At 40.2% G+C, this 19,912-nt stretch carries 17 protein-coding genes; 9 read left to right on the forward strand and 8 right to left on the reverse strand.

The window, feature by feature from the left end; genetic code table 11:
• Positions 1-6 precede the first annotated feature (6 nt).
• Positions 7-2,052 (reverse strand): UvrD-helicase domain-containing protein, encoded by a 2,046-nt coding sequence (locus FXN70_RS09975; RefSeq protein ID WP_324647309.1) that lies wholly within the window; start codon positions 2,050-2,052, stop codon positions 7-9.
• A gap of 185 nt (positions 2,053-2,237) precedes the next feature.
• Entirely contained in the window at positions 2,238-2,900 is a 663-nt protein-coding gene (locus tag FXN70_RS09980) for an OmpA family protein (RefSeq protein WP_324647310.1), read from the reverse strand.
• A gap of 236 nt (positions 2,901-3,136) precedes the next feature.
• On the opposite strand from FXN70_RS09980, the gene FXN70_RS09985 reads away from it, so the two are divergent.
• From FXN70_RS09985 to FXN70_RS10010, 6 genes are all read left to right on the forward strand, one after another.
• Positions 3,137-4,075: an acyltransferase gene (locus FXN70_RS09985; protein ID WP_324647311.1), complete on the forward strand. Its 939-nt coding sequence runs from the start codon at positions 3,137-3,139 to the stop codon at positions 4,073-4,075.
• The gene (locus FXN70_RS09990) at positions 4,072-5,121 is read left to right on the forward strand and encodes a preprotein translocase subunit SecA (RefSeq protein ID WP_324647312.1); all 1,050 of its coding nucleotides are present in this window, start codon (positions 4,072-4,074) and stop codon (positions 5,119-5,121) included. The genes FXN70_RS09985 and FXN70_RS09990 overlap by 4 nt, the downstream gene beginning before the upstream one ends.
• A 160-nt stretch (positions 5,122-5,281) precedes the next feature.
• Positions 5,282-5,995 carry a septum site-determining protein MinC gene (minC, locus tag FXN70_RS09995; protein WP_324647313.1) on the forward strand — a complete coding sequence of 238 codons (714 nt, stop codon included), beginning with the start codon at positions 5,282-5,284 and terminating at the stop codon, positions 5,993-5,995.
• A 74-nt stretch (positions 5,996-6,069) separates the two neighbouring features.
• Positions 6,070-6,882 carry a septum site-determining protein MinD gene (minD, locus tag FXN70_RS10000; protein ID WP_324647314.1) on the forward strand — a complete coding sequence of 271 codons (813 nt, stop codon included), beginning with the start codon at positions 6,070-6,072 and terminating at the stop codon, positions 6,880-6,882.
• A 2-nt stretch (positions 6,883-6,884) separates the two neighbouring features.
• Positions 6,885-7,157 (forward strand): cell division topological specificity factor MinE, encoded by a 273-nt coding sequence (minE, locus tag FXN70_RS10005; RefSeq protein WP_324647315.1) that lies wholly within the window; start codon positions 6,885-6,887, stop codon positions 7,155-7,157.
• Positions 7,158-7,488: 331 nt separating this feature from the next.
• Complete coding sequence (locus FXN70_RS10010) at positions 7,489-7,776, forward strand: PA4642 family protein (RefSeq protein ID WP_324647316.1); 288 nt, start codon at positions 7,489-7,491, stop codon at positions 7,774-7,776.
• A gap of 67 nt (positions 7,777-7,843) precedes the next feature.
• On the opposite strand, the gene rhtC is transcribed toward FXN70_RS10010, so the two are convergent.
• Positions 7,844-8,467, reverse strand: coding sequence for a threonine export protein RhtC (rhtC, locus tag FXN70_RS10015; protein WP_324647317.1), 624 nt, complete (start codon positions 8,465-8,467; stop codon positions 7,844-7,846).
• Positions 8,468-8,565: 98 nt separating this feature from the next.
• Positions 8,566-11,568 (reverse strand): DNA translocase FtsK, encoded by a 3,003-nt coding sequence (locus tag FXN70_RS10020; RefSeq protein ID WP_324647318.1) that lies wholly within the window; start codon positions 11,566-11,568, stop codon positions 8,566-8,568.
• Positions 11,569-11,817: 249 nt separating this feature from the next.
• Here FXN70_RS10020 and trxB point away from each other — a divergent pair, with 249 nt between their 5' ends.
• Complete coding sequence (gene trxB / locus FXN70_RS10025; protein WP_324647319.1) at positions 11,818-12,768, forward strand: thioredoxin-disulfide reductase; 951 nt, start codon at positions 11,818-11,820, stop codon at positions 12,766-12,768.
• Positions 12,769-12,828: 60 nt separating this feature from the next.
• Here the strand turns inward: trxB and dctA are convergent, their stop codons facing one another.
• A complete protein-coding gene (gene dctA, locus FXN70_RS10030) occupies positions 12,829-14,157 on the reverse strand; it encodes a C4-dicarboxylate transporter DctA (RefSeq protein ID WP_420714405.1) in 1,329 nt (442 codons plus the stop codon).
• Between the two features lie 147 nt (positions 14,158-14,304).
• On the opposite strand from dctA, the gene aat reads away from it, so the two are divergent.
• Together aat and FXN70_RS10040 are read left to right on the forward strand one after the other, a co-directional pair.
• Positions 14,305-15,030, forward strand: coding sequence for a leucyl/phenylalanyl-tRNA--protein transferase (gene aat / locus FXN70_RS10035; RefSeq protein WP_324647320.1), 726 nt, complete (start codon positions 14,305-14,307; stop codon positions 15,028-15,030).
• A 24-nt stretch (positions 15,031-15,054) separates the two neighbouring features.
• Positions 15,055-15,867: an arginyltransferase gene (locus FXN70_RS10040; protein ID WP_324647321.1), complete on the forward strand. Its 813-nt coding sequence runs from the start codon at positions 15,055-15,057 to the stop codon at positions 15,865-15,867.
• 12 nt (positions 15,868-15,879) lie between these two features.
• Here the strand turns inward: FXN70_RS10040 and rimI are convergent, their stop codons facing one another.
• From rimI to fusA, 3 genes are all read right to left on the reverse strand, one after another.
• Entirely contained in the window at positions 15,880-16,347 is a 468-nt protein-coding gene (rimI, locus tag FXN70_RS10045; protein ID WP_324647322.1) for a ribosomal protein S18-alanine N-acetyltransferase, read from the reverse strand.
• Positions 16,348-16,431: 84 nt separating this feature from the next.
• Positions 16,432-17,622: an elongation factor Tu gene (gene tuf / locus FXN70_RS10050; protein ID WP_324647323.1), complete on the reverse strand. Its 1,191-nt coding sequence runs from the start codon at positions 17,620-17,622 to the stop codon at positions 16,432-16,434.
• Between the two features lie 91 nt (positions 17,623-17,713).
• On the reverse strand, positions 17,714-19,852 hold the full coding sequence (gene fusA / locus FXN70_RS10055) for an elongation factor G (protein WP_324647324.1): 2,139 nt from the start codon (positions 19,850-19,852) through the stop codon (positions 17,714-17,716).
• Between the last annotated feature and the right edge of the window lie 60 nt (positions 19,853-19,912).

The following is a 19,912-nucleotide window of genomic DNA, read 5'->3' on the forward strand; positions in this document are numbered from 1 at the left end:
GGAGATTTATTTATGTTTGTGCTTTAACATGGCACGTAAATTTTCCAAATAGACTTTGGCTTGTTCTTTCGGATCAACTGAGGCTTGGGCTTTCTTTTTACGCCCTAGCCAATCCAGTTCATCTTGTGGTAATTCATCTAAAAAGCGGCTTGGGGTCATCTGTTTCATTTGCCCACCGGCTTTACGTTGCTCGGCAAGGGTTAAAGTCAAACCTTGACGCGCTCGAGTGATTCCCACGTACATTAAACGGCGCTCTTCTTCAATGGTATCGCTAGCAATCGAGTTTTTATGCGGCAGCAATTCTTCTTCTAGCCCCATAATGTAAACAAATGGAAACTCTAAGCCTTTGGCTGCATGTAAGGTCAGCAAATTGACTTTATCGACATCGTCTTCTTCTTGCTGCTGCTCAAGTAAGTCAAGCAAAACCATTTTACGAATCACGCTTTCAATATTTTTTTCATCAACATTTTCAGCACGATTAATCAAACTCTGAATACTGGTATACAGCGTTTCAATGTTATCAAGCTTCGACTTTTCTTGGGCAGGCGTCGCTGCTTGCTCACGAATATAGTCGATATAGCCTGTTTCAGTAATCATCTGACGGATGATTGGCACTGGCTCATCATCTTCCAACATATTACGGGTATAATCTGCAATAAATTGTGCAAATTCATTCAATTGTGAGCTAATTTTTTTGCTCACCACCATCGACAAGCGTTGATCGCCTGCAGCCGCAAGCAAAGACAAATGATTTTCTTGGGCAAATAAACCAAGTTTTTCTAGTGTAACAGGGCCAATCGAGCGTTTTGGGGTATTAATAATCCGCAGTAATGCGCTGTCATCTTCAGGATTAATAATTAAGCGCAAATAGCTCATAATGTCTTTAATTTCGCTGCGGGCGAAAAAGGACTGACCACCCGAAAGCTTATACGGAATTTGCAGTTGGCGAAGCTGTGTTTCTAACACTCGTGCCTGAAAATTACCACGATACAGCACTGCATAATCTTTCCAGCTTTTTCCATTCATCAGCTTATGGGTCATTAAATCTTTGACGACGCGCTCGGCTTCATCATCATCATTACGACAAGTAATGACGCGAATAACATCGCCATGCCCCTTATCACTCCACAATTTTTTATCAAAAATATGTGGGTTATTGGCAATAACACAGTTGGCAGCTTTTAAAATACGACTGGTGGAACGATAATTTTGTTCTAACTTAATGACTTTTAACGTTGGAAAATCTTGCTGTAACAGGCCCATATTTTCAGGTTTTGCGCCACGCCATGCATAAATCGATTGGTCGTCATCGCCCACGGCAGTAAAGCCGCCCATTACGCCAACCAATAATTTGACTAAAATATACTGTGCAGTATTGGTGTCTTGATATTCATCGACCAATAAATAACGCACCCGATTTTGCCATTTGTCGCGCACTTCGGCATTTTCTTGTAATAACCGAGTAGGCAAAACAATTAAATCATCAAAATCGACCGCGTTATAGGCACGTAAATTACGTTCATATAGTTGATACAAATGGGCAAAACGTACATCCTCTTCAGTTTCACAAGTGGAATGTGCTTGCTCTGGAATAATCAGATCGTTCTTCCAATCTGAAATTTTCTTCATCGCTTTGGCAATTAACTCTTTACTTTCTGCACCCGACAAATTGTCTTGATGCATTAAATCCATCAAAATTCGTTTGCAATCGTCGGCATCTAAAATTGAAAAGTTATTTTTAAGCGGTAAATGTTTCAGTTCTAAGCGTAACAAGTTCAAACCAAAGGTATGGAAGGTCGAAACTGATAAACCTTTAGATTGCTCTTTATTTAATAGCTTCCCAACACGCTCTTTCATTTCACGTGCCGCTTTATTGGTAAAGGTCATTGCAGTAATACGATGTGCAGGAATACCGCATTGCTGTACCAAATAGGCAATTTTTTGCGTAATCACCGAAGTTTTACCTGAACCTGCGCCTGCAAGTACCAATAAAGGTCCTTGAATATATTTCATGGCCTCATATTGTTTGTCATTGAGTTGACTTGCTGACATGGCAGATCCTCATGGTAATTGGAGCCTGATTATAGACACCTTGGTTTTAGATTCCTAACCCCATCTGCTTTAATAAAGTACAAATAAGGATTCCACGCGCCATGACTTGTCGTGCAAATCTTGTATTTGATTGTTTAAAAATAAAAAACCACCCGAAGGTGGTTTTATCAACATTCAAGCAACAATTAAGATTGACGCTCATAAATGCTAATTTCGACACGGCGATTTTGTTCACGACCAGATGCAGTACTGTTAGACGCAATTGGATTTGATGCACCATTACCTTGTGCATTAATACGGCTAGACGATACGCCCTGACCACTTAAATAGTTCGCAACCGCTTGCGCACGTGCTTGTGACAATGGAATATTGATTGAATCATTACCCGTGTTGTCGGTATAACCCGTCACTAAAATTGCACTTTTGTTATCTTCAGCTAAAGTTTGTGCAACTTTGTTTAACGTTGAATAGAAGTTTGATTTAATACTTGATTGGTTCGTATCAAAAGTAATATTACCCGGCATTACTAAGCCTACCGAACCATCGGCATTACGGTTAACTTCCACGCCTGTACCCGCCATTTGTTGGCGTAATTTTTTCTCTTTGTTATCTAGATATAAACCACTTGCAGCACCCACAATTGCACCAATTGCAGCAGCACGGTTATTTTGTGCAGATGAGTTCGCATGTGAACGAGAAAGACCATAACCCGCAGCAGCACCGATTAAAGTACCAATTGCAGCTTTATCGTATTGACGCACGCCTGTGGTTGCACCACCATCCATGCTTTGACAGCCTGAAAGAACTAAAGCTGTTGCGGTAAGTGTAGAGATAACGACTGCACGCATTGCATGCCTCCTTTATAATGTTTTAATCGTATGTTTAGATTATGAAATAAATCAAACTGGCTTAACATACGTTTTTTGTTAAAAAAAGCTGACTTATTAACATTTGAGCAATAATAAATTCAATTTTTCTCTCAGATTTATCTATGCCATTTTAGATAATTTTAATCGTTAATTTTTTTGATTTTTGTCGCTGACATCGTTATCTTTACTCTGCAAGACGGGTTTGAGGAATCACAATGAGTACAGATAAAAAACAAGGTCTCTTCAAAAAAGTGAGCACAGGCTTAACCGTTGCTTCAGTGGTTACAGGCAGTACTTTATTGTTTGGCCCACCTGTACTCGCTTTGGGTTTAACCAAACTCTTTAAGAAATCGGCCAAAGTCGATCAAACCAATATTGAACTGACTAACCGTTGGCTTAGCATCAACAATTGGCTGATAGACCATGTTTTACCACAAACCCAATGGGATATTCAGGTTGATGAACAGCTCAATTTAAACTTACAGGGCCGTTATATTCTAACCTGTAATCATCAAAGTTGGGTCGATACCACCGTCAATCAATATTTTGGGGTTAGTCGTATGCCACTGACCCGCTTTTTCACGAAATGGGAACTTATCTTTATTCCATTTATTGGGCAAGCCTTTAAAATTTTGGGCTTCCCGATGATGAAGCGGCACAGTAAGTCACAAATTGCTAAGCGTCCTGAACTTAAAAATCGGGATATTGCCGAAGCACGTAAAGCCTGTGAACAATTGCTGAGTCAGCCTTTTACTTTGCTTAATTACGTTGAAGGCACACGCTTTACCCCCGAAAAACATCGACAACAAAAATCGTCTTATCAGCATTTACTCAAACCCAAATCGGGTGGATTAGCATTAGCACTGAATATTTTGGGTGACCAAGTTGACGCATTGGTAGATATGACTATTGTTTATCCTGATGGTGTTCCTAAATATGGCAATTTTTGGCTAGGCGAAGTACCACGAGTTGCAGTCCATTTAAGAAAAATAGAATTGCCAACATGGATACTACAAGGCGACTATGAAACTGACCGTGAATATCGGGTGCAATTCCATCAATGGCTTAGCCAAATTTGGCATGAAAAAGATCAGTTAATTACCCAAATCAAAACGCGTCTTGCTCAGCCTATCACCCAAGAGTCTATTGCATGAGTCGAAATGCCGAAAAACGTGCCAATAAGTTTAATCAAGTGCATCATAATTCGCTGCGTTGGAAACTGTATTTGCTGTATGACATTTTAATGATGATTTTAATTGTCGTTAATTTATTTTGCTTAGGGGCAAATGCCCTGTTAATGAGCAACTTTGCCACATGGCTGACTGAACACCTGCATATCGTTACCTTGCTTGAATTTTATAAGCAACATTTACACCCATGGGTGAATAAAACTGAAGGTTGGTTCATCAGTTTTCTTATTGCCGAGCTTTTAATTCGCTGGGCGATTGCCATTATACAGCGCCATCATCAGCGTTGGTTTTTCTTTCCTTTTGTGCATTGGTATGAAATTTTAGCCATCATTCCGATGTTGCGTTTTTTACGTTTATTTCGTGCAGGAATTATTGCTTATCGTTTACATGAAATTGGTTATCAAGTCATTCCGGACGCTTGGCAAAAACGAGGTTATTTTTATTATCAAGTCTTAATGGAAGAATTATCGGATCGTGTGGTCATTACCGTGATTGATGGCATTCGACACGAACTGAACACCAGTTCGAGCCACAAAAAAATTATTCATGATTTGGTCGATCATCATCGCGATGCTTTTGCCAAAGCATTAGCCGAACTCTTGCAAGAAAACTTAGCTACTGCATTACAGCAGCAACAACAATATTTAGTTCAACATGTTGGGCGTGTGGTACAACAAGCCGTTACAGATACACCAGAAATTCATCAATTGCTACGCCCCTTTCCAATTGTAGGTAGTCATATTGAAAATCAACTCAAAAACATTGGTAAGCGGCTTGGTGAAAATATTAGTCAGGGTCTACTTGAACCTTTTACTACTGAAAATTCAGGACAACCGAATGTAATTTATCAACAAATTGCTTTAAAGCTAAGCCAAGTGGACATTGCGCAACCATCTCTTGAATCTTTTATTGAATCTACAGTTTATGAAAGTTTAGAATCGATCCGCAAACAAGTGAAAGTGAAACAGTGGCAACAAATTTTAGCGAAGTCTCGAGAAGATAAGCGTTAAATTGGCTTGAATTTTTCTGCAAAATTGTGCCACCCTAAGCCACATTCTATTTTACGCTTAATGCCATGTTCGAGCTATTCGTGTCATGACATTTACACTTTATTCGATAATCGTTGACTTCAGCTGAAGTCACAGGGCAAGCGCCTTTTAAGGAAGCATTATGGCTGATATACGCATTACAGGCAGAATGGTTAATTTTTCCCGTTTAACCTTCGACACAAATGATCATGATGCTATTCGCCAACAGCTCACCCAAATGTTAGATGACACCGCTTTTCATGGTGCATTGGTGATTTTAGACAGTAGCGTAGAACAAGAACTGATTGCACTGATTCAACTTTTGGTCAGCTTAGATTTACAGCCCATGGCAGTTGTTGATGGGCTTTTAGGCGATAAAGCCCGTGCGATTCAATTTCCTGTTTTAGCAGCCGACCGTCCTTTACAACGAATTAAGCCAACAACTGAACAAAGAGTTGAAAAAGTTGAAGATGATGCTCAAAATACAAGCGACCATAAACAAAAATCAAACGCTGTAAGCCATGCAACCTCCTATCATAATGAGATGTTGCGTACGGGTCAGTGCCTAGTACAAGATAATGGCGATGTAATTTTAAATGCAAGCATGAATAGCGGCGCAGAAATTATTGCATCAGGGAATATTCACGTTTATGGTGCAAGTAGTGGACGAATGATTGCAGGCGCAAGCGGTGACACTTCTGCACGTATTTTTTGCCAAGTGTTAAATGCAGAGCTTGTTTCTATTGCAGGTACATATTGTGTGGCAGATGATATTCCAACACATGTACTAAAAAAACCCGTGCAAATTTACTTAAATGAACAGCATGAACTCAAATTTGAAACATTAGAAATTTAAGCGCACACAACACTCTAAATTTTAAATGTCGTTAAATATTTTGAAAAACAGATGACCAAATAGGAGCGGATTCGGTGGCCAAAATTGTTGTCGTAACTTCAGGCAAAGGTGGTGTAGGTAAAACTACAACAAGTGCATCGTTTGCTACAGGCTTAGCCTTACGTGGCCACAAAACTGTGGTCATTGATTTTGATGTGGGTTTACGTAACCTAGATTTAATCATGGGCTGTGAACGCCGCGTAGTTTATGATTTTGTGAATGTGATTAATAACGAAGCACGTTTGCAACAAGCATTAATTCGCGATAAAGATATTGAAAACTTATACATTCTACCTGCTTCGCAAACACGCGACAAAGATGCGTTAAGCGATGAAGGTGTAGAACGGGTTATGAATGAACTTGCACAAGAGTTTGATTATATTGTTTGTGACTCACCTGCAGGGATTGAGCGTGGTGCAATTTTAGCCATGTACCATGCTGATGAAGCCATTATTGTGACTAACCCTGAAATTTCATCTGTACGTGACTCAGACCGTATTATTGGTATGCTTGATAGCAAAACCAAAAAAGTAGAACAAAATGAAGGTCGCATTCGCAAACATTTGTGTATTACTCGTTTCAACCCTGAACGTGCCGATAAACAAGAAATGTTGACGATTGATGATATCTCGAAAGATATTTTAAGGATTCCAACACTCGGCGTTATTCCTGAATGCCCAAGCGTATTACAAGCATCAAATGAAGGTAAGCCTGTTGTTTTATATACAGAAACAAATGCAGGTCAGGCATATGATGACCTTGTTGCGCGTTTCTTAGGTGAAGATCGTCCTTATCGTCACATTACGGTCAAACAAAAAGGCTGGCTAGCCCGTTTATTTGGAGCATAATCATGGCAGGATTCTGGAGCAAACTCTTTGGTAGCGATGATAAAACATCAAGCGCACAGGTTGCAAAAGACCGTTTAAAAGTTATTGTTGCCTCGGAACAAGGACTTGGTCGTCGTTTAAGCCAAGACAAAATTAATCAAATGAAAACAGAAATTATGCAGGTTGTTGGGCGCTACGTGAGTGGTGTTGATGAAAAGCATATTCAAATGCAAGTTCGTTCTGAAGCAAATATTGAAATGCTTGAAATGAATATCAATTTACCTGAAGAGCATTAATTTCAATTCTGATTAGCCAACAGACATAATTCAAGGCAAAATATGAGGCTGGATCAGCAAAGCAACGCTTTGCCCAGCCGCAAGATGAGAAGCTATGCTTCGAGTGGCTGGAATAAACTTAATGCTTTATCCAGCCGCAAGATCATAAGCTGTGCTTTGAATGACTGAAAATCGACATAATGCTTTGCTCAACTTCAAGATGCATCGCCATATTTAAAGTCAGCTCATTTAGCAATAAAGCTTTACTTCGTCATACGACAAAGCATCTAGCTACGTAAATTGAAATCGCTAAGATTTCCCCCATTTTATTATCGCCCGTGAGGATCAAGCAATGGCTGTATCACAACCTGCAACTTTCAATGAAGAATGGTCAGATGAGCGTGTATTTGCCTACTTGAATCATTTACCACCACAAGGCGTAAATACCGATTTTCACGTTCTTTATAATGCCTTTAAACACATGCGTGCTTTCGATTTTGAACGTCTACTCACACAATTTAAAGCAGATGGACGTGACATCAATGCAAAAAATGTAGAAGGTCAAACGATCACTGATGTGATTGCTGAATATCCTCGACAAAGTACTGAATTTTTAGCGGTGCTACAAAAGTTGGCTTAAATATATTTGAACATGCATCAAATTTTTAAATAGCCTGCAATTGCAGGCTATTTTAATTGGATTATTTTTAACGATGAGTAATTAAATACAAGCCAAATGTGGTAAAAATCCCACCTGAAATACCATCAATCCATTTGGCTGCATTCTGATATGCCATTTTGAAACTTGGTAATGAAAAAATAAAAACCACAAACAAAAACCACAACAAGGTTTCAACGGATATGATAATAAACAATAACCAATGTAAATGATCTAAAGCAGGATTCGCTAAAAATAATGAAAATACGCTACCAAAATAAATCACAGCTTTCGGATTAGATAAGTTCGTTAACAAGCCTTTTAAGAAAAATTTCATATCGCTTTGTGGTAGTTCAAGCACTACCACTTCAGTTGCTTCGGTTTTTTTAGCAAAAGCAGAACGTAACATTTGTAGACCTAACCAACATAAATAAAGCCCACCAACAACCAATAGCACTTGTTTAAGCCATACCATTTTTTCAAAAATGATATTCAAACCTAACAATGCCAACGTTGCCCATGTCATCACAGCAACGGTAATACCAATCACAACCAATACAGCCTGACGACGTGAACGACTAATTGCCGTTTGTGATACCAGAAAAAAATCTGGCCCAGGGGTAATCAAGGCACAAAAATGGATAAAAACCAATGTTAACAATGCAGTAATCATTTTTCCCTCTGCTATTCTTATAACAAAAATTCATTTTAAGCTTTAAGTCAATTTGAAAAAGCCTGATCATTCATCAGGCTTTTTCAAATCAGTATGAGTTAAACTAAAATATCACGTTTACCATTTGCACCCATACTACTCACAATGCCATTTTCTTCCATTTGGTCAACAATTCGCGCAGCACGGTTATAGCCCAAACTAAATTTACGTTGTAAAGATGATACTGAAACTTTTCGTGTATCAAGCACAAAAGAGACACATTGGTCATACAGTGCATCGCGACTTGGATCGGCATCGCCTTCTTCGAAACCACGCGATGTCGGTTCTTCATCATACGGCGTTAAAATTTCATCGACATAATTGGGTTCACCACGTTCACGCCATGCGTCACAAATACGATTGACTTCGTCATCGCCAATAAATGCGCCATGCACACGTTCAGGTTCAATTTTACCTGGGCCTAAAAACAGCATATCACCATGACCCAGTAAGTCCTCTGCCCCGCCCGCATCTAAAATCGTCCGCGAATCAATTTTACTGTTTACGCGTAATGCCACACGAGTTGGAATATTGGCTTTAATTAAACCTGTGATGACATCGACCGATGGACGTTGGGTAGCAAGTAACAAATGAATGCCCGCCGCACGCGATTTTTGTGCCAAACGGGTAATCATTTCTTCGGCTTTTTTGCCCACTTGCATGATCATATCGGCAAATTCATCTGCCACAATCACAATCGATGGTAATGGCTGCAAGCGTGGTGCACGTTCTTGCACCGCAGAATCGCTTGGCTTCCATGTTGGATCAATTAAGTCCTCGCCATTGGCCTGTGCTTCTTCAACTTTACGGTTGTAATCGCTCAGTTTACGAATTTTTAAAAAAGACATCAGCTTATAACGGCGTTCCATTTCGTTCACACACCAATTTAATGCGCTCACAGCATCTTTCATGTCGGTTACGACAGGTGTCAATAGATGAGGAATATCGTTATAGTTTGCCAATTCAAGCTGTTTAGGATCAATTAAGATTAAACGTAATTGGTCGGGGGTATATTTAAGTAACATCGACAGAATCATCGAGTTTACTGCAACCGACTTACCCGAACCTGTGGTTCCTGCCACCAACATATGCGGTGCTTTGGCAAGATCAGTTAATACAGGATTCCCCGAAATGTCTTTACCCATCGCCATGCTAATTAAATTATTCGGGTCACGGTAACTTGGTGTATCTAACAATTCAATTAAGCGCACCATTTCACGCGAACTATTTGGGACTTCAATACCAATATAGGGTTTACCCGGAATAACCTCAACCACACGCACCGATGCCATCGACATTGAACGGGCTAAATCACGAGAAATATTGGTGACTTTTGAGGCTTTTACCCCTGGTGCCAAATCAAGTTCAAAACGCGTTACCACAGGCCCCGGCTGTGCCTCAACAACTTTGGCTTTCACATTAAATTCTTGTAGTTTAATTTCAAGTAATTCTGACAGGCGGGACAATTGTTCTGCGGTAAAGTTAACCTTTTTATTTGGATCAACGTTATCGAGCAAATCGGTTGAAGGTAGAGTCGGTAAATCACGGCGCTTATTTGCAATTTGCATCGCGCGTGACATTGGTCGACCTGAGGCATCGGTTAAAGGTGCATCAAAATCAAATTCATCTTCTGGCTCTGGCTTACCTGCAGTTTCCTGCCAAGCTTCAATAAATTGTTCTTTAGATAATTCAGGTTTTACAATATTAGTTTGAATTTGCGCATTCACAAAAGAACTCGACTGCGCATAACTGCTCGCAACACGTGGTGCTGTAGCTTGATTCTGCTCAGGCTCAAGTTCAATCTCTAATCCCTGCGATGGTTCAGGCGTATTTCGGTCCATCGCCAATAACTTTTCAATATCAGCAATTGGCTCGTCATGTACAGTCGTTGTGCGAGATGCTTTGCTAATTTCTTCAGCTTCGGTAACAAAAGGCTGATGCACATCGGTTGCAATTTTCGTATTCGGAACAGCAGCCAATAAGTCGTCAAAAACTTGATCATCATCCCAATCTAAATCGGACTTATATGTGCCATTTGCTTCAGCGTGAGATAAGTCTTGTACCGTTTTCACATGATGTGGTGTATTAGATTCTAATTGCTGATCTTGCGCAGCTTTTAATAAAGCATCAATTTCTTGTTCTTGTAATTCAACCTTTTGATGGTCAAGCGCACGCCACACCTCACCTGTCGCAATATTTTGTGTTTGTGGCGGTGTTTGCGTTAAACGATGGGCTTTTTCTAAGGTCTTTTCAAATTCAGCATCATCAATTGCTCTTAATGGCGTAACAGCTTGAGCTTGACCGGATGATTCATTGACCAAGCGATCAAATAAATGTTCTGCGGCTGCCGAATTTTGTGGTGCTTTGGTATTGGTTTTCTGCGTTTCAGTTGTCGGCTCTGTTTGTGTTGGCGCAGTTGCAACCTGTTCAACGACCACCTGTGGTGTTGATGATTTTGTGGTTAAATCGTAATCTGCCTCGCTTTCAGGCACATTTTTATAAAATAAATCTTGTAAATATTTAGGCGTAACTTTTAAGGTTGCCCATGTTTTATTCCATTGGATCCCAAATGCAAGGGTAACCAACGTCACAAGTAGCAACAATAAAAATGCACTTGCACCATAGATTGTGGCTAAAGCGGCAAGACTACCGCCAAGTTCATAGCCAATAATCCCCCCTGAAGCATTCTCTAACGCATCACTAGGGACGTTCCAAAATAAATACAGAATGCTTGCAGTCGCCAAAACAATAAAAAATTGTGCGGCATAACGAAACGGACGACTTAAAAAACTACGTGGCCACCATACTTGAATCGCTTCAATAAAAAAGAACAGCGGCAATAACAAACTTGCCCAGCCTAAAAAGCCAAATAATAGATCGGCAATCCATGCACCGGCAACACCACTGGCATTCGAGACTTGTTGGGTATCACTTGAAATATGCATCCAACCCGGATCAAATGGTGTATACGTCACTGTCGCTAAAAACAGATAAATTCCGAACGACACCAAAAATAATGTGATGAGTAAGCGCTGTGCATATACACTCGACACCGCAGTCATATACTGTCCTGTCTTAATTTAACCAATGGAAAATATTGAAATAAGCACATTTACTTCTTTCAATCAATAAATCTTTATATTATGCACCTGTTCTATAAAAAAAGATGCAGTAGAATGCTGAATGTTTGTTAGTGTTTTATATAGTTGAATTCGATTTAGATGATCAATAATACCGACATCGAATCTATCCAAAACTCTCCCTATTTCACGTATAATTTTTCTCAATTTCGATTATAAAAGGAAATCTGTATGACTGCGCGTCATTCACGTTTAATTATTTTAGGTTCTGGCCCTGCGGGTTATAGTGCAGCAGTTTACGCAGCACGTGCCAATTTAAAGCCAACCTTAATTGCAGGCTTACAATTAGGTGGCCAGCTCACCACCACCACAGAAGTCGACAACTGGCCAGGCGGTGCGGAAGGTTTAACTGGCCCTGCACTTATGGAGCAAATGCAAGCCCATGCAGAACGTTTTGGCACAGAATTGGTTTATGACTATATTAATGCCGTTGATTTAAACACGCGTCCATTTGTGCTAAAAGGCGACATGGGCGAATATAGCTGTGATGCGCTGATTATTGCAACAGGTGCAACAGCACAATATTTAGGGCTTGAGTCTGAACAAAAATTTATGGGTCAAGGCGTAAGTGCCTGCGCAACCTGTGATGGCTTCTTCTATAAGAACCAAAATGTAGTCGTTGTCGGTGGTGGTAACACCGCAGTTGAAGAAGCACTATATCTTTCAAACATTGCTGCACATGTAACTTTAGTACATCGCCGCGACAGCCTACGTTCTGAAAAAATCTTGCAAGACCATTTATTTGCCAAAGAAAAAGAAGGCAAAATTTCAATTGTTTGGAATCATCAGGTCGATGAAGTTTTGGGTGACACTACTGGTGTTACAGGCGTTCGCTTAAAATCAACCCAAGATGATTCAACTCAACAAATTGATGCCCAAGGTTTATTTATTGCAATTGGCCACAAACCAAATACTGAAATTTTCCAAGGTCAACTTGAACTTAAAGATGGCTACATTGTGGTAAACAGTGGCATTAAAGGCAATGCAACCGCAACTTCTATTGAAGGTGTATTTGCCGCCGGTGACGTTGCCGACCAAGTTTACCGTCAAGCCATTACATCAGCCGCCGCAGGCTGTATGGCAGCATTAGATGCCGATGCTTATTTAGACCTTAAAAAATAAGTTTATTTTAAACCATAAAAAAAGCAGCTTTGGCTGCTTTTTTTATTCAATTTTTCAGCATTAGTTTAAATCTTTTGCCACAGGAAAAGGCAAAACTAGCTCAGAATCTAAAACAGCCGATTGTTTAGCCAATTCAGGATGATTTAACATTTGATGTGCTTGCTCAATGTCTAAATCTTTTTCCCATGCACCAATTACCACTGCTGCAACACAGTTACCAATGAGATTACTCACGGCACGAATAATCCCAATAATCCAATCAATCGACAAAATAAGTACCAAACCCACCGCAGGAATTGCAGGGAAACTATTTAAAGTCGCAGCTAAGACCACAATCGCCGATGCAGGAATGCCATGTGCCCCTTTTGAAGTAAATAAAGTAATCAGCAAAATCACAATCAAATCGTGAAAAGATAATGGTGTACCCGTTGCCTGTGCAATAAACACCACAGCAAGAGTTAAATAAATAGAAAAACCATCTAAGTTAAATGAATAACCAGATGGCACAACCAAGCTAACTGTGGTATTTTTAATGCCAAGTTTGGTCAATTTCTCCATCACTTGTGGCAAAACTGAATCTGATGATGCTGTGCCACACACCACTAAAACTTCTTCTTTTAAATAACGCATCAGTTTAAAAATATTAAAACCAAATAAGCGTAAAATGCCGCCTAAAATGACCACGACAAAGAAAATCACACAGGCATAATACAACACCACCAAATAACCGAGGTTCATTAACGATGCGACACCATATTTACCCACGGTAAATGCCACTGCACCAAACACGCCAATCGGTGCAAGCTTCACAATTAGCCCCATCATCTTGAAAATTACTTGTGAAACTTTATCAATGGCTGATGCAACAGGGTCTTTGACTTCTTTTGGCAAATGCGATAACGCAATACCAAAAATAATCGCAAATACCACCACCTGCAGAACTTCCGCCCCCGTAAATGCACCAACAGCGGTCTGAGGAATCAAATTTAATAAGAAATCAGAAAAACTGGTAATAATATGGGTATTTTCATTATATTTACTTAAACTTGCTGCATCTAAACTGTGCACATCAATATGCATACCTTCGCCTGGTTTAAAAATATAAGCCACTGCAATGCCCAGCAACAGTGCAATAGATGTCATCACTTCAAAATAAATGATGGTTTTTAACCCCACTTTGCCTGCTTTTTTTAAGTCGCCTGCCCCATAAATACCCAATACCACCACACAAAAAACCAATGGCGCAATCAACATTTTGACTAATTTAACAAAGGCATCGCCCAAAATTTGGAAATCTTTAGCAAACTGCGGAAAGAAAAAACCAACCAAACCACCCAAAATGAGTGCAATGACGACCTGTAAAAATAATGATTTTTTGATGACATGCATGATAAAAAACCTAAGACTGGGAGAACTTGGTTTTGTTATGCAGAATACATGCCATAACCGACTCTTTTTTAAACAACAAACGATTGTCTGCATTGGTTTTTTTTCAGTTATGATAGATTTAAATGTTAAATCAACATGTGTATCTTTATGTTTTTAAGTCATTATGATTTCCCTAACCCCAAACTTACAGATCCTGACGGACAAGGGCTGATTTGCATCGGTGGAGATTTACAGCCCTCGACCTTACTTCAAGCCTATAGCCAAGGCTTATTTCCATGGTTTAACGAAGGTGAACCCATTTGTTGGTGGTGTCCCGAACCGCGCTGTGTGATTTACCCTGAACAATTTCAGCCGAGTAAGTCATTAGTCCGAAATATGAAAAAGCACGATTATAGAATCACGATTAATCATGCTTTTGAAAAAGTTATTCGCAATTGTGCTTTGCCCCGTGTTTATGCAGATGAAACATGGATTAGCGAAGATATCATTCAAGGTTATACACAGTTATTTAAGCAAGGTTATGCTTATAGTGTTGAAGTTTGGGATCATCAGCAAAACTTGATTGGTGGCTTATATGGGGTAAGTCTTGGACACGGTTGCTTTGGCGAGTCTATGTTTAGTCATGCTACTGATGTTTCTAAAATGGCTTTTTATACGCTTATGCTACTGGCGCAACATGAAAAATTGCCATGGATTGACTGTCAGCTTGAAAACGATCATTTACTTAGTCTTGGTGCAAGCTGCATTTCCCGTGCCGAATACTTAAATTCTTTATCTAATGTAATAAAACAGCCAAATATAGATTGGAAAAAGTATCAAGACAGTGTATTTTTTTCTAAACAGCTTGCAATAAATCAACAAATTTTCGCATAAATCTAAAATTCAGGAGGGAAAAACATGAATTCATATCGTCCAGCACCCCTTTTGAACGACTTGCAATACTATATTACCCCACCACACAATTGTAGTTATCTTGATCATCGTTCTGCACGAATGGTCTTTTTAGACCCCGCACAGCGAATTGATGTACTCACCTTGTCAGAATTATCACGCAATGGTTTTCGACGTAGTGGTGATTTTGTTTATCGCCCCGAATGTCATTTATGTCGCCAATGTTTATCCTGCCGTGTTCCTGTTGATCATTTCAAAATGAATAGTCAGCAAAAAAAAGCATGGAAGCGTAATCAAAACCTCACGGTTAAAATCACCCGCCCAGAAGATGCAAGTGCTATACATTACCAACTCTACGAGCGCTATATTTGCTTACGCCACCATGATGGCGATATGTATCCACCAAGCCAAGAACAGTTCGAAAAGTTTTTAATGCATAGCTGCACTGACAGTTTCTTTTTAGAACTTTGGCAAGAGGATCAACTGATTTGTGTTTCCACTTGCGACCATTTAGATGATGGCTTATCTGCCGTTTATACCTTTTTCGATCCCGACTTCGAGCGCCGTTCTTTAGGTGTATTTGCGGTACTCAAACAAATTGAATATGCTCAAGAACTTGGTCTAGATTTTGTTTATTTAGGCTATTGGGTTCCCCATGCTAAAAAAATGAATTACAAATGCCAATACATTCCATTTGAATTACTTATTGATGGGCAATGGCGACGACTCAATCAAGCACTATCAACAACACAAATTCAACAATTGGGTGAATCGTTTATGACTATTTTACCTACGGAATGGAAAAACATTATTAAATAAGTTTTGCAGCATTTACTTGGCAAATAATGCTGCAAAATCATCACTACAAGCTTTCACCATAATAATGGCGTGCTCACGACCACCATTTTGCTGTGGGTAATAATTTTTACGCACATCAATTTGATGAAAACCCGACTTTTCATACAACGCAATTGCAGCAAGATTACTTTCACGGACTTCTAAAAAAATCTGTACGGGATTATTTTTGAGCAATGCAATCGATTGTTCTAATAATAAAAAACCTAAGCCTTTGCCCTGCTGACTCGGATCAATTGCCATCAATAATAAATTTGCTTCGTCTACAACAGGCTGTAAAATACAAAAGCCCACCACCTGACCCGCCATTTCAACCACTGTACTTTGATAGCTTTCAACAGCATCAGCAAATTGCTGATAAGTCCATGGGTGCGTCTGTGCCTGTACTTCAATTTGATGTACTCGCTGGACATCTGCATTTTGCATCAAACGAATAAGAGACATAAATTACTTACCTAGTTTCATTCAAAAAATAATTTTTGCTATAAAAAAACGCCCCGTAAGGAGCGTTTTTTTACTTTTCAGTGATTATGCAATTACTTTCGCAACAACACCAGCACCTACAGTACGACCACCTTCACGGATCGCAAAACGTAGACCTGGGTCCATTGCGATTGGGTGGATTAATTCTACTGACATTTCAACGTTGTCACCTGGCATTACCATTTCAACGCCTTCTTTCAACTGGATCGCACCAGTTACGTCAGTTGTACGGAAATAGAATTGTGGACGGTAACCGTTAAGGAACGGAGTATGACGACCACCTTCGTCTTTAGAAAGTACATATACTTCTGCGTCGAATTTAGTATGCGGCTTGATTGTACCTGGTTTAGCAAGTACTTGACCACGTTGTACGTCTTCACGCTTAGTACCACGAAGAAGAACACCACAGTTCTCGCCCGCACGACCTTCGTCAAGAAGTTTACGGAACATTTCAACGCCAGTAACAGTTGTAGTTTGAGTATCACGGATACCCACGATTTCAACTGATTCACCAACTTTAACGATACCTGATTCTACACGGCCAGTTACAACTGTACCACGACCAGAAATAGAGAATACGTCTTCGATTGGCATTAAGAATGCTTTGTCGATTGCACGTTCTGGCTCTGGAATGTAAGAGTCAAGCGCTTCTACAAGTGCAAGAACTGCTGGCTCGCCATATTGGTCAGCGCTGCCGTTCAATGCTTGTAAAGCTGAACCACGGATGATTGGAGTGTCATCACCTGGGAAGTCATAAGTAGAAAGAAGTTCACGAACTTCCATTTCTACTAATTCAAGTAATTCTTCGTCGTCTACAAGGTCACATTTGTTTAAGAATACAACGATGTACGGTACACCAACCTGACGAGAAAGTAGGATGTGTTCACGAGTTTGTGGCATTGGACCATCGGTCGCAGCACATACAAGGATCGCGCCGTCCATTTGAGCAGCACCAGTAATCATGTTTTTAACATAATCGGCGTGGCCCGGGCAGTCTACGTGAGCGTAGTGACGGATTGGAGAATCGTATTCTACGTGTGAAGTATTAATTGTAATACCACGTGCTTTTTCTTCTGGAGCTGAGTCGATTTGCGAGTAATCTTTCGCTTCACCACCGTGGTGTTTTGCACAGATTGTTGCAATTGCAGCTGTTAAAGTTGTTTTACCATGGTCAACGTGACCAATTGTGCCCACGTTTACGTGTGGTTTATTACGTTCAAACTTAGCCTTAGCCATGAGATCTTCCTTTTTAAACTGCTCATGAGGATCGCTCATGAGCAATAGGTTTTAAACTAAAAATTAGTTAGGCAATATAGTAATCGAAAGATTACTCGTCGTCACCTTTTTTACCGCCAGACTGGAACTTAGAAATGATGCCTTCAGCCACGTTACGTGGAGTTTCAGCATATTTAGCAAATTCCATAGAGTATGTCGCACGACCTTGAGACATAGAACGCATTTGAGTCGCGTAACCAAACATCTCAGCCAATGGAACTTCTGCTTTAATTGCTTTAGTACCACCAGGTAAATCGTCCATACCTTGAACCATACCACGACGACGGTTTAAGTCACCCATGATATCGCCCATGTAGTCTTCTGGAGTTTCTACTTCAACTTTCATGATTGGTTCAAGCAAGATTGGATCTGCTTTCATGAAACCATCACGGAACGCGTAAGAACCTGCCATTTTGAACGATAATTCGTCAGAGTCGACATCGTGGTAAGAACCGTCGAATAATGTCGCTTTGATACCCACAACAGGGTAACCAGCCAAGACACCATTCTTCATACGTTCTTGAATACCCTTATCAACCGCACCGAAGAATTCTTTTGGTACAACACCACCAACAACTTCTTCAGCGAATTGGTATTCTTTACCAGATTCGTCAACATCCATAGGCTCAAGGCGAACGTATACGTGACCAAACTTACCTTTACCACCAGTTTGACGTACGAATTTACCTTCTTGCTCAACAGTCTTTTTGATTGTTTCGCGGTAAGCAACCATTGGTTTACCAATGTTCGCTTCAACACCGAATTCACGTTTCATACGGTCAACGATGATGTCAAGGTGAAGCTCGCCCATACCCGCAATAATCGTTTGACCAGATTCTTCATCTGTACGAACGCGGAATGATGGATCTTCTTTCGCCAAACGACCTAAAGCGATTGACATTTTTTCTTGGTCAGCTTTAGTTTTTGGTTCAACAGCCAATGAAATTACTGGCTCTGGGAATTCCATACGCTCAAGCGTAATGATGTTTTTCTCATCACACAATGTATCACCAGTAGTAACGTCTTTAAGACCTACACACGCTGCGATATCACCTGCACGGATTTCATCAAGATCTTGACGTTCGTTCGCGTGCATTTGCACGATACGGCCGATACGTTCACGCTTAGATTTCACAGGGTTATATACTGGGTCACCTTGTTTAAGTACACCAGAATAAACACGTACGAAAGTTAAGTTACCTACGAATTTGTCGTTCATGATTTTGAACGCAAGCGCAGAGAACGGAGCTTCGTCAGATGCTTCACGAGATGCTTTAGTTTCATCTTTATCGTCAAGAATACCTTCGATTGCTTTAACTTCTGTAGGCGATGGTAAGAATTCAATCACAGCATCCAACATACGTTGAACACCTTTGTTTTTGAACGCAGAACCACAAAGCATGACTTGAATTTCAGATGCTAATGTACGCGCACGTAAACCTGCGATGATGTCTTCTTTAGAAAGATCACCTTCTTCTAGGTACTTGTCCATTAACTCTTCTGAAGCTTCAGCCGCTGCTTCAACCATGTTAGTACGCCATTCGTTAGCAGTATCAACTAGGTCAGCAGGAATGTCGCCGTATTCAAACTTCATACCTTGAGATGCTTCATCCCAGATAATCGCTTTCATTTCGATTAAGTCAACAACACCAGCGAAAGTATCTTCTGCACCGATTGGTACAACGATAGGAACTGGGTTACCACCTAAACGAGTTTTAACTTGTTCAACAGCACGGAAGAAGTTGGCACCAGTACGGTCCATCTTGTTTACGAATGCTAAACGAGGCACTTTATATTTGTTTGCTTGACGCCATACAGTTTCTGACTGCGGTTGAACACCACCAACTGCACAGTAAACCATGCACGCACCATCAAGAACACGCATAGAACGTTCAACTTCGATTGTGAAGTCTACGTGTCCTGGGGTGTCAATTACGTTGATACGGTGTTGACCAAACTGATTCGCCATACCAGACCAGAAACAAGTTGTAGCAGCAGAAGTAATGGTAATACCACGTTCTTGCTCTTGTTCCATCCAGTCCATTGTTGCTGCACCATCGTGTACTTCACCAATTTTGTGAGATACACCTGTGTAGAACAAAATACGTTCAGTTGTTGTCGTTTTACCTGCGTCGATGTGCGCAGAGATACCGATGTTACGGTAACTAGTAATCGGAGTTTGACGAGCCATGATGACTTACATTCCTAAATATGATGTTTAAAACAGGACGCACCAATATGAAATTGATGC

The organism is Acinetobacter sp. MD2 (assembly GCF_035615575.1).
In the GTDB taxonomy this organism is placed as follows: Bacteria; Pseudomonadota; Gammaproteobacteria; order Pseudomonadales; family Moraxellaceae; genus Acinetobacter.

Excerpts from the sequence above, each read along its gene's own strand:
- FXN70_RS09980 (WP_324647310.1), bottom strand. The coding sequence starts at position 2,900 with ATGCGTGCAGTCGTTATCTCTACACTTACCGCAACAGCTTTAGTTCTT.
- minC (WP_324647313.1), top strand. The coding sequence starts at position 5,282 with ATGGCTGATATACGCATTACAGGCAGAATGGTTAATTTTTCCCGTTTA.
- tuf (WP_324647323.1), bottom strand. The coding sequence starts at position 17,622 with ATGGCTAAGGCTAAGTTTGAACGTAATAAACCACACGTAAACGTGGGC.
- fusA (WP_324647324.1), bottom strand. The coding sequence starts at position 19,852 with ATGGCTCGTCAAACTCCGATTACTAGTTACCGTAACATCGGTATCTCT.
- rhtC (WP_324647317.1), bottom strand. The coding sequence starts at position 8,467 with ATGATTACTGCATTGTTAACATTGGTTTTTATCCATTTTTGTGCCTTG.
- minE (WP_324647315.1), top strand. The coding sequence starts at position 6,885 with ATGGCAGGATTCTGGAGCAAACTCTTTGGTAGCGATGATAAAACATCA.
- FXN70_RS10040 (WP_324647321.1), top strand. The coding sequence starts at position 15,055 with ATGAATTCATATCGTCCAGCACCCCTTTTGAACGACTTGCAATACTAT.
- rimI (WP_324647322.1), bottom strand. The coding sequence starts at position 16,347 with ATGTCTCTTATTCGTTTGATGCAAAATGCAGATGTCCAGCGAGTACAT.
- trxB (WP_324647319.1), top strand. The coding sequence starts at position 11,818 with ATGACTGCGCGTCATTCACGTTTAATTATTTTAGGTTCTGGCCCTGCG.
- FXN70_RS10010 (WP_324647316.1), top strand. The coding sequence starts at position 7,489 with ATGGCTGTATCACAACCTGCAACTTTCAATGAAGAATGGTCAGATGAG.
- dctA (WP_420714405.1), bottom strand. The coding sequence starts at position 14,157 with ATGCATGTCATCAAAAAATCATTATTTTTACAGGTCGTCATTGCACTC.
- FXN70_RS10020 (WP_324647318.1), bottom strand. The coding sequence starts at position 11,568 with ATGACTGCGGTGTCGAGTGTATATGCACAGCGCTTACTCATCACATTA.
- aat (WP_324647320.1), top strand. The coding sequence starts at position 14,305 with ATGTTTTTAAGTCATTATGATTTCCCTAACCCCAAACTTACAGATCCT.
- FXN70_RS09975 (WP_324647309.1), bottom strand. The coding sequence starts at position 2,052 with ATGTCAGCAAGTCAACTCAATGACAAACAATATGAGGCCATGAAATAT.
- FXN70_RS09985 (WP_324647311.1), top strand. The coding sequence starts at position 3,137 with ATGAGTACAGATAAAAAACAAGGTCTCTTCAAAAAAGTGAGCACAGGC.
- FXN70_RS09990 (WP_324647312.1), top strand. The coding sequence starts at position 4,072 with ATGAGTCGAAATGCCGAAAAACGTGCCAATAAGTTTAATCAAGTGCAT.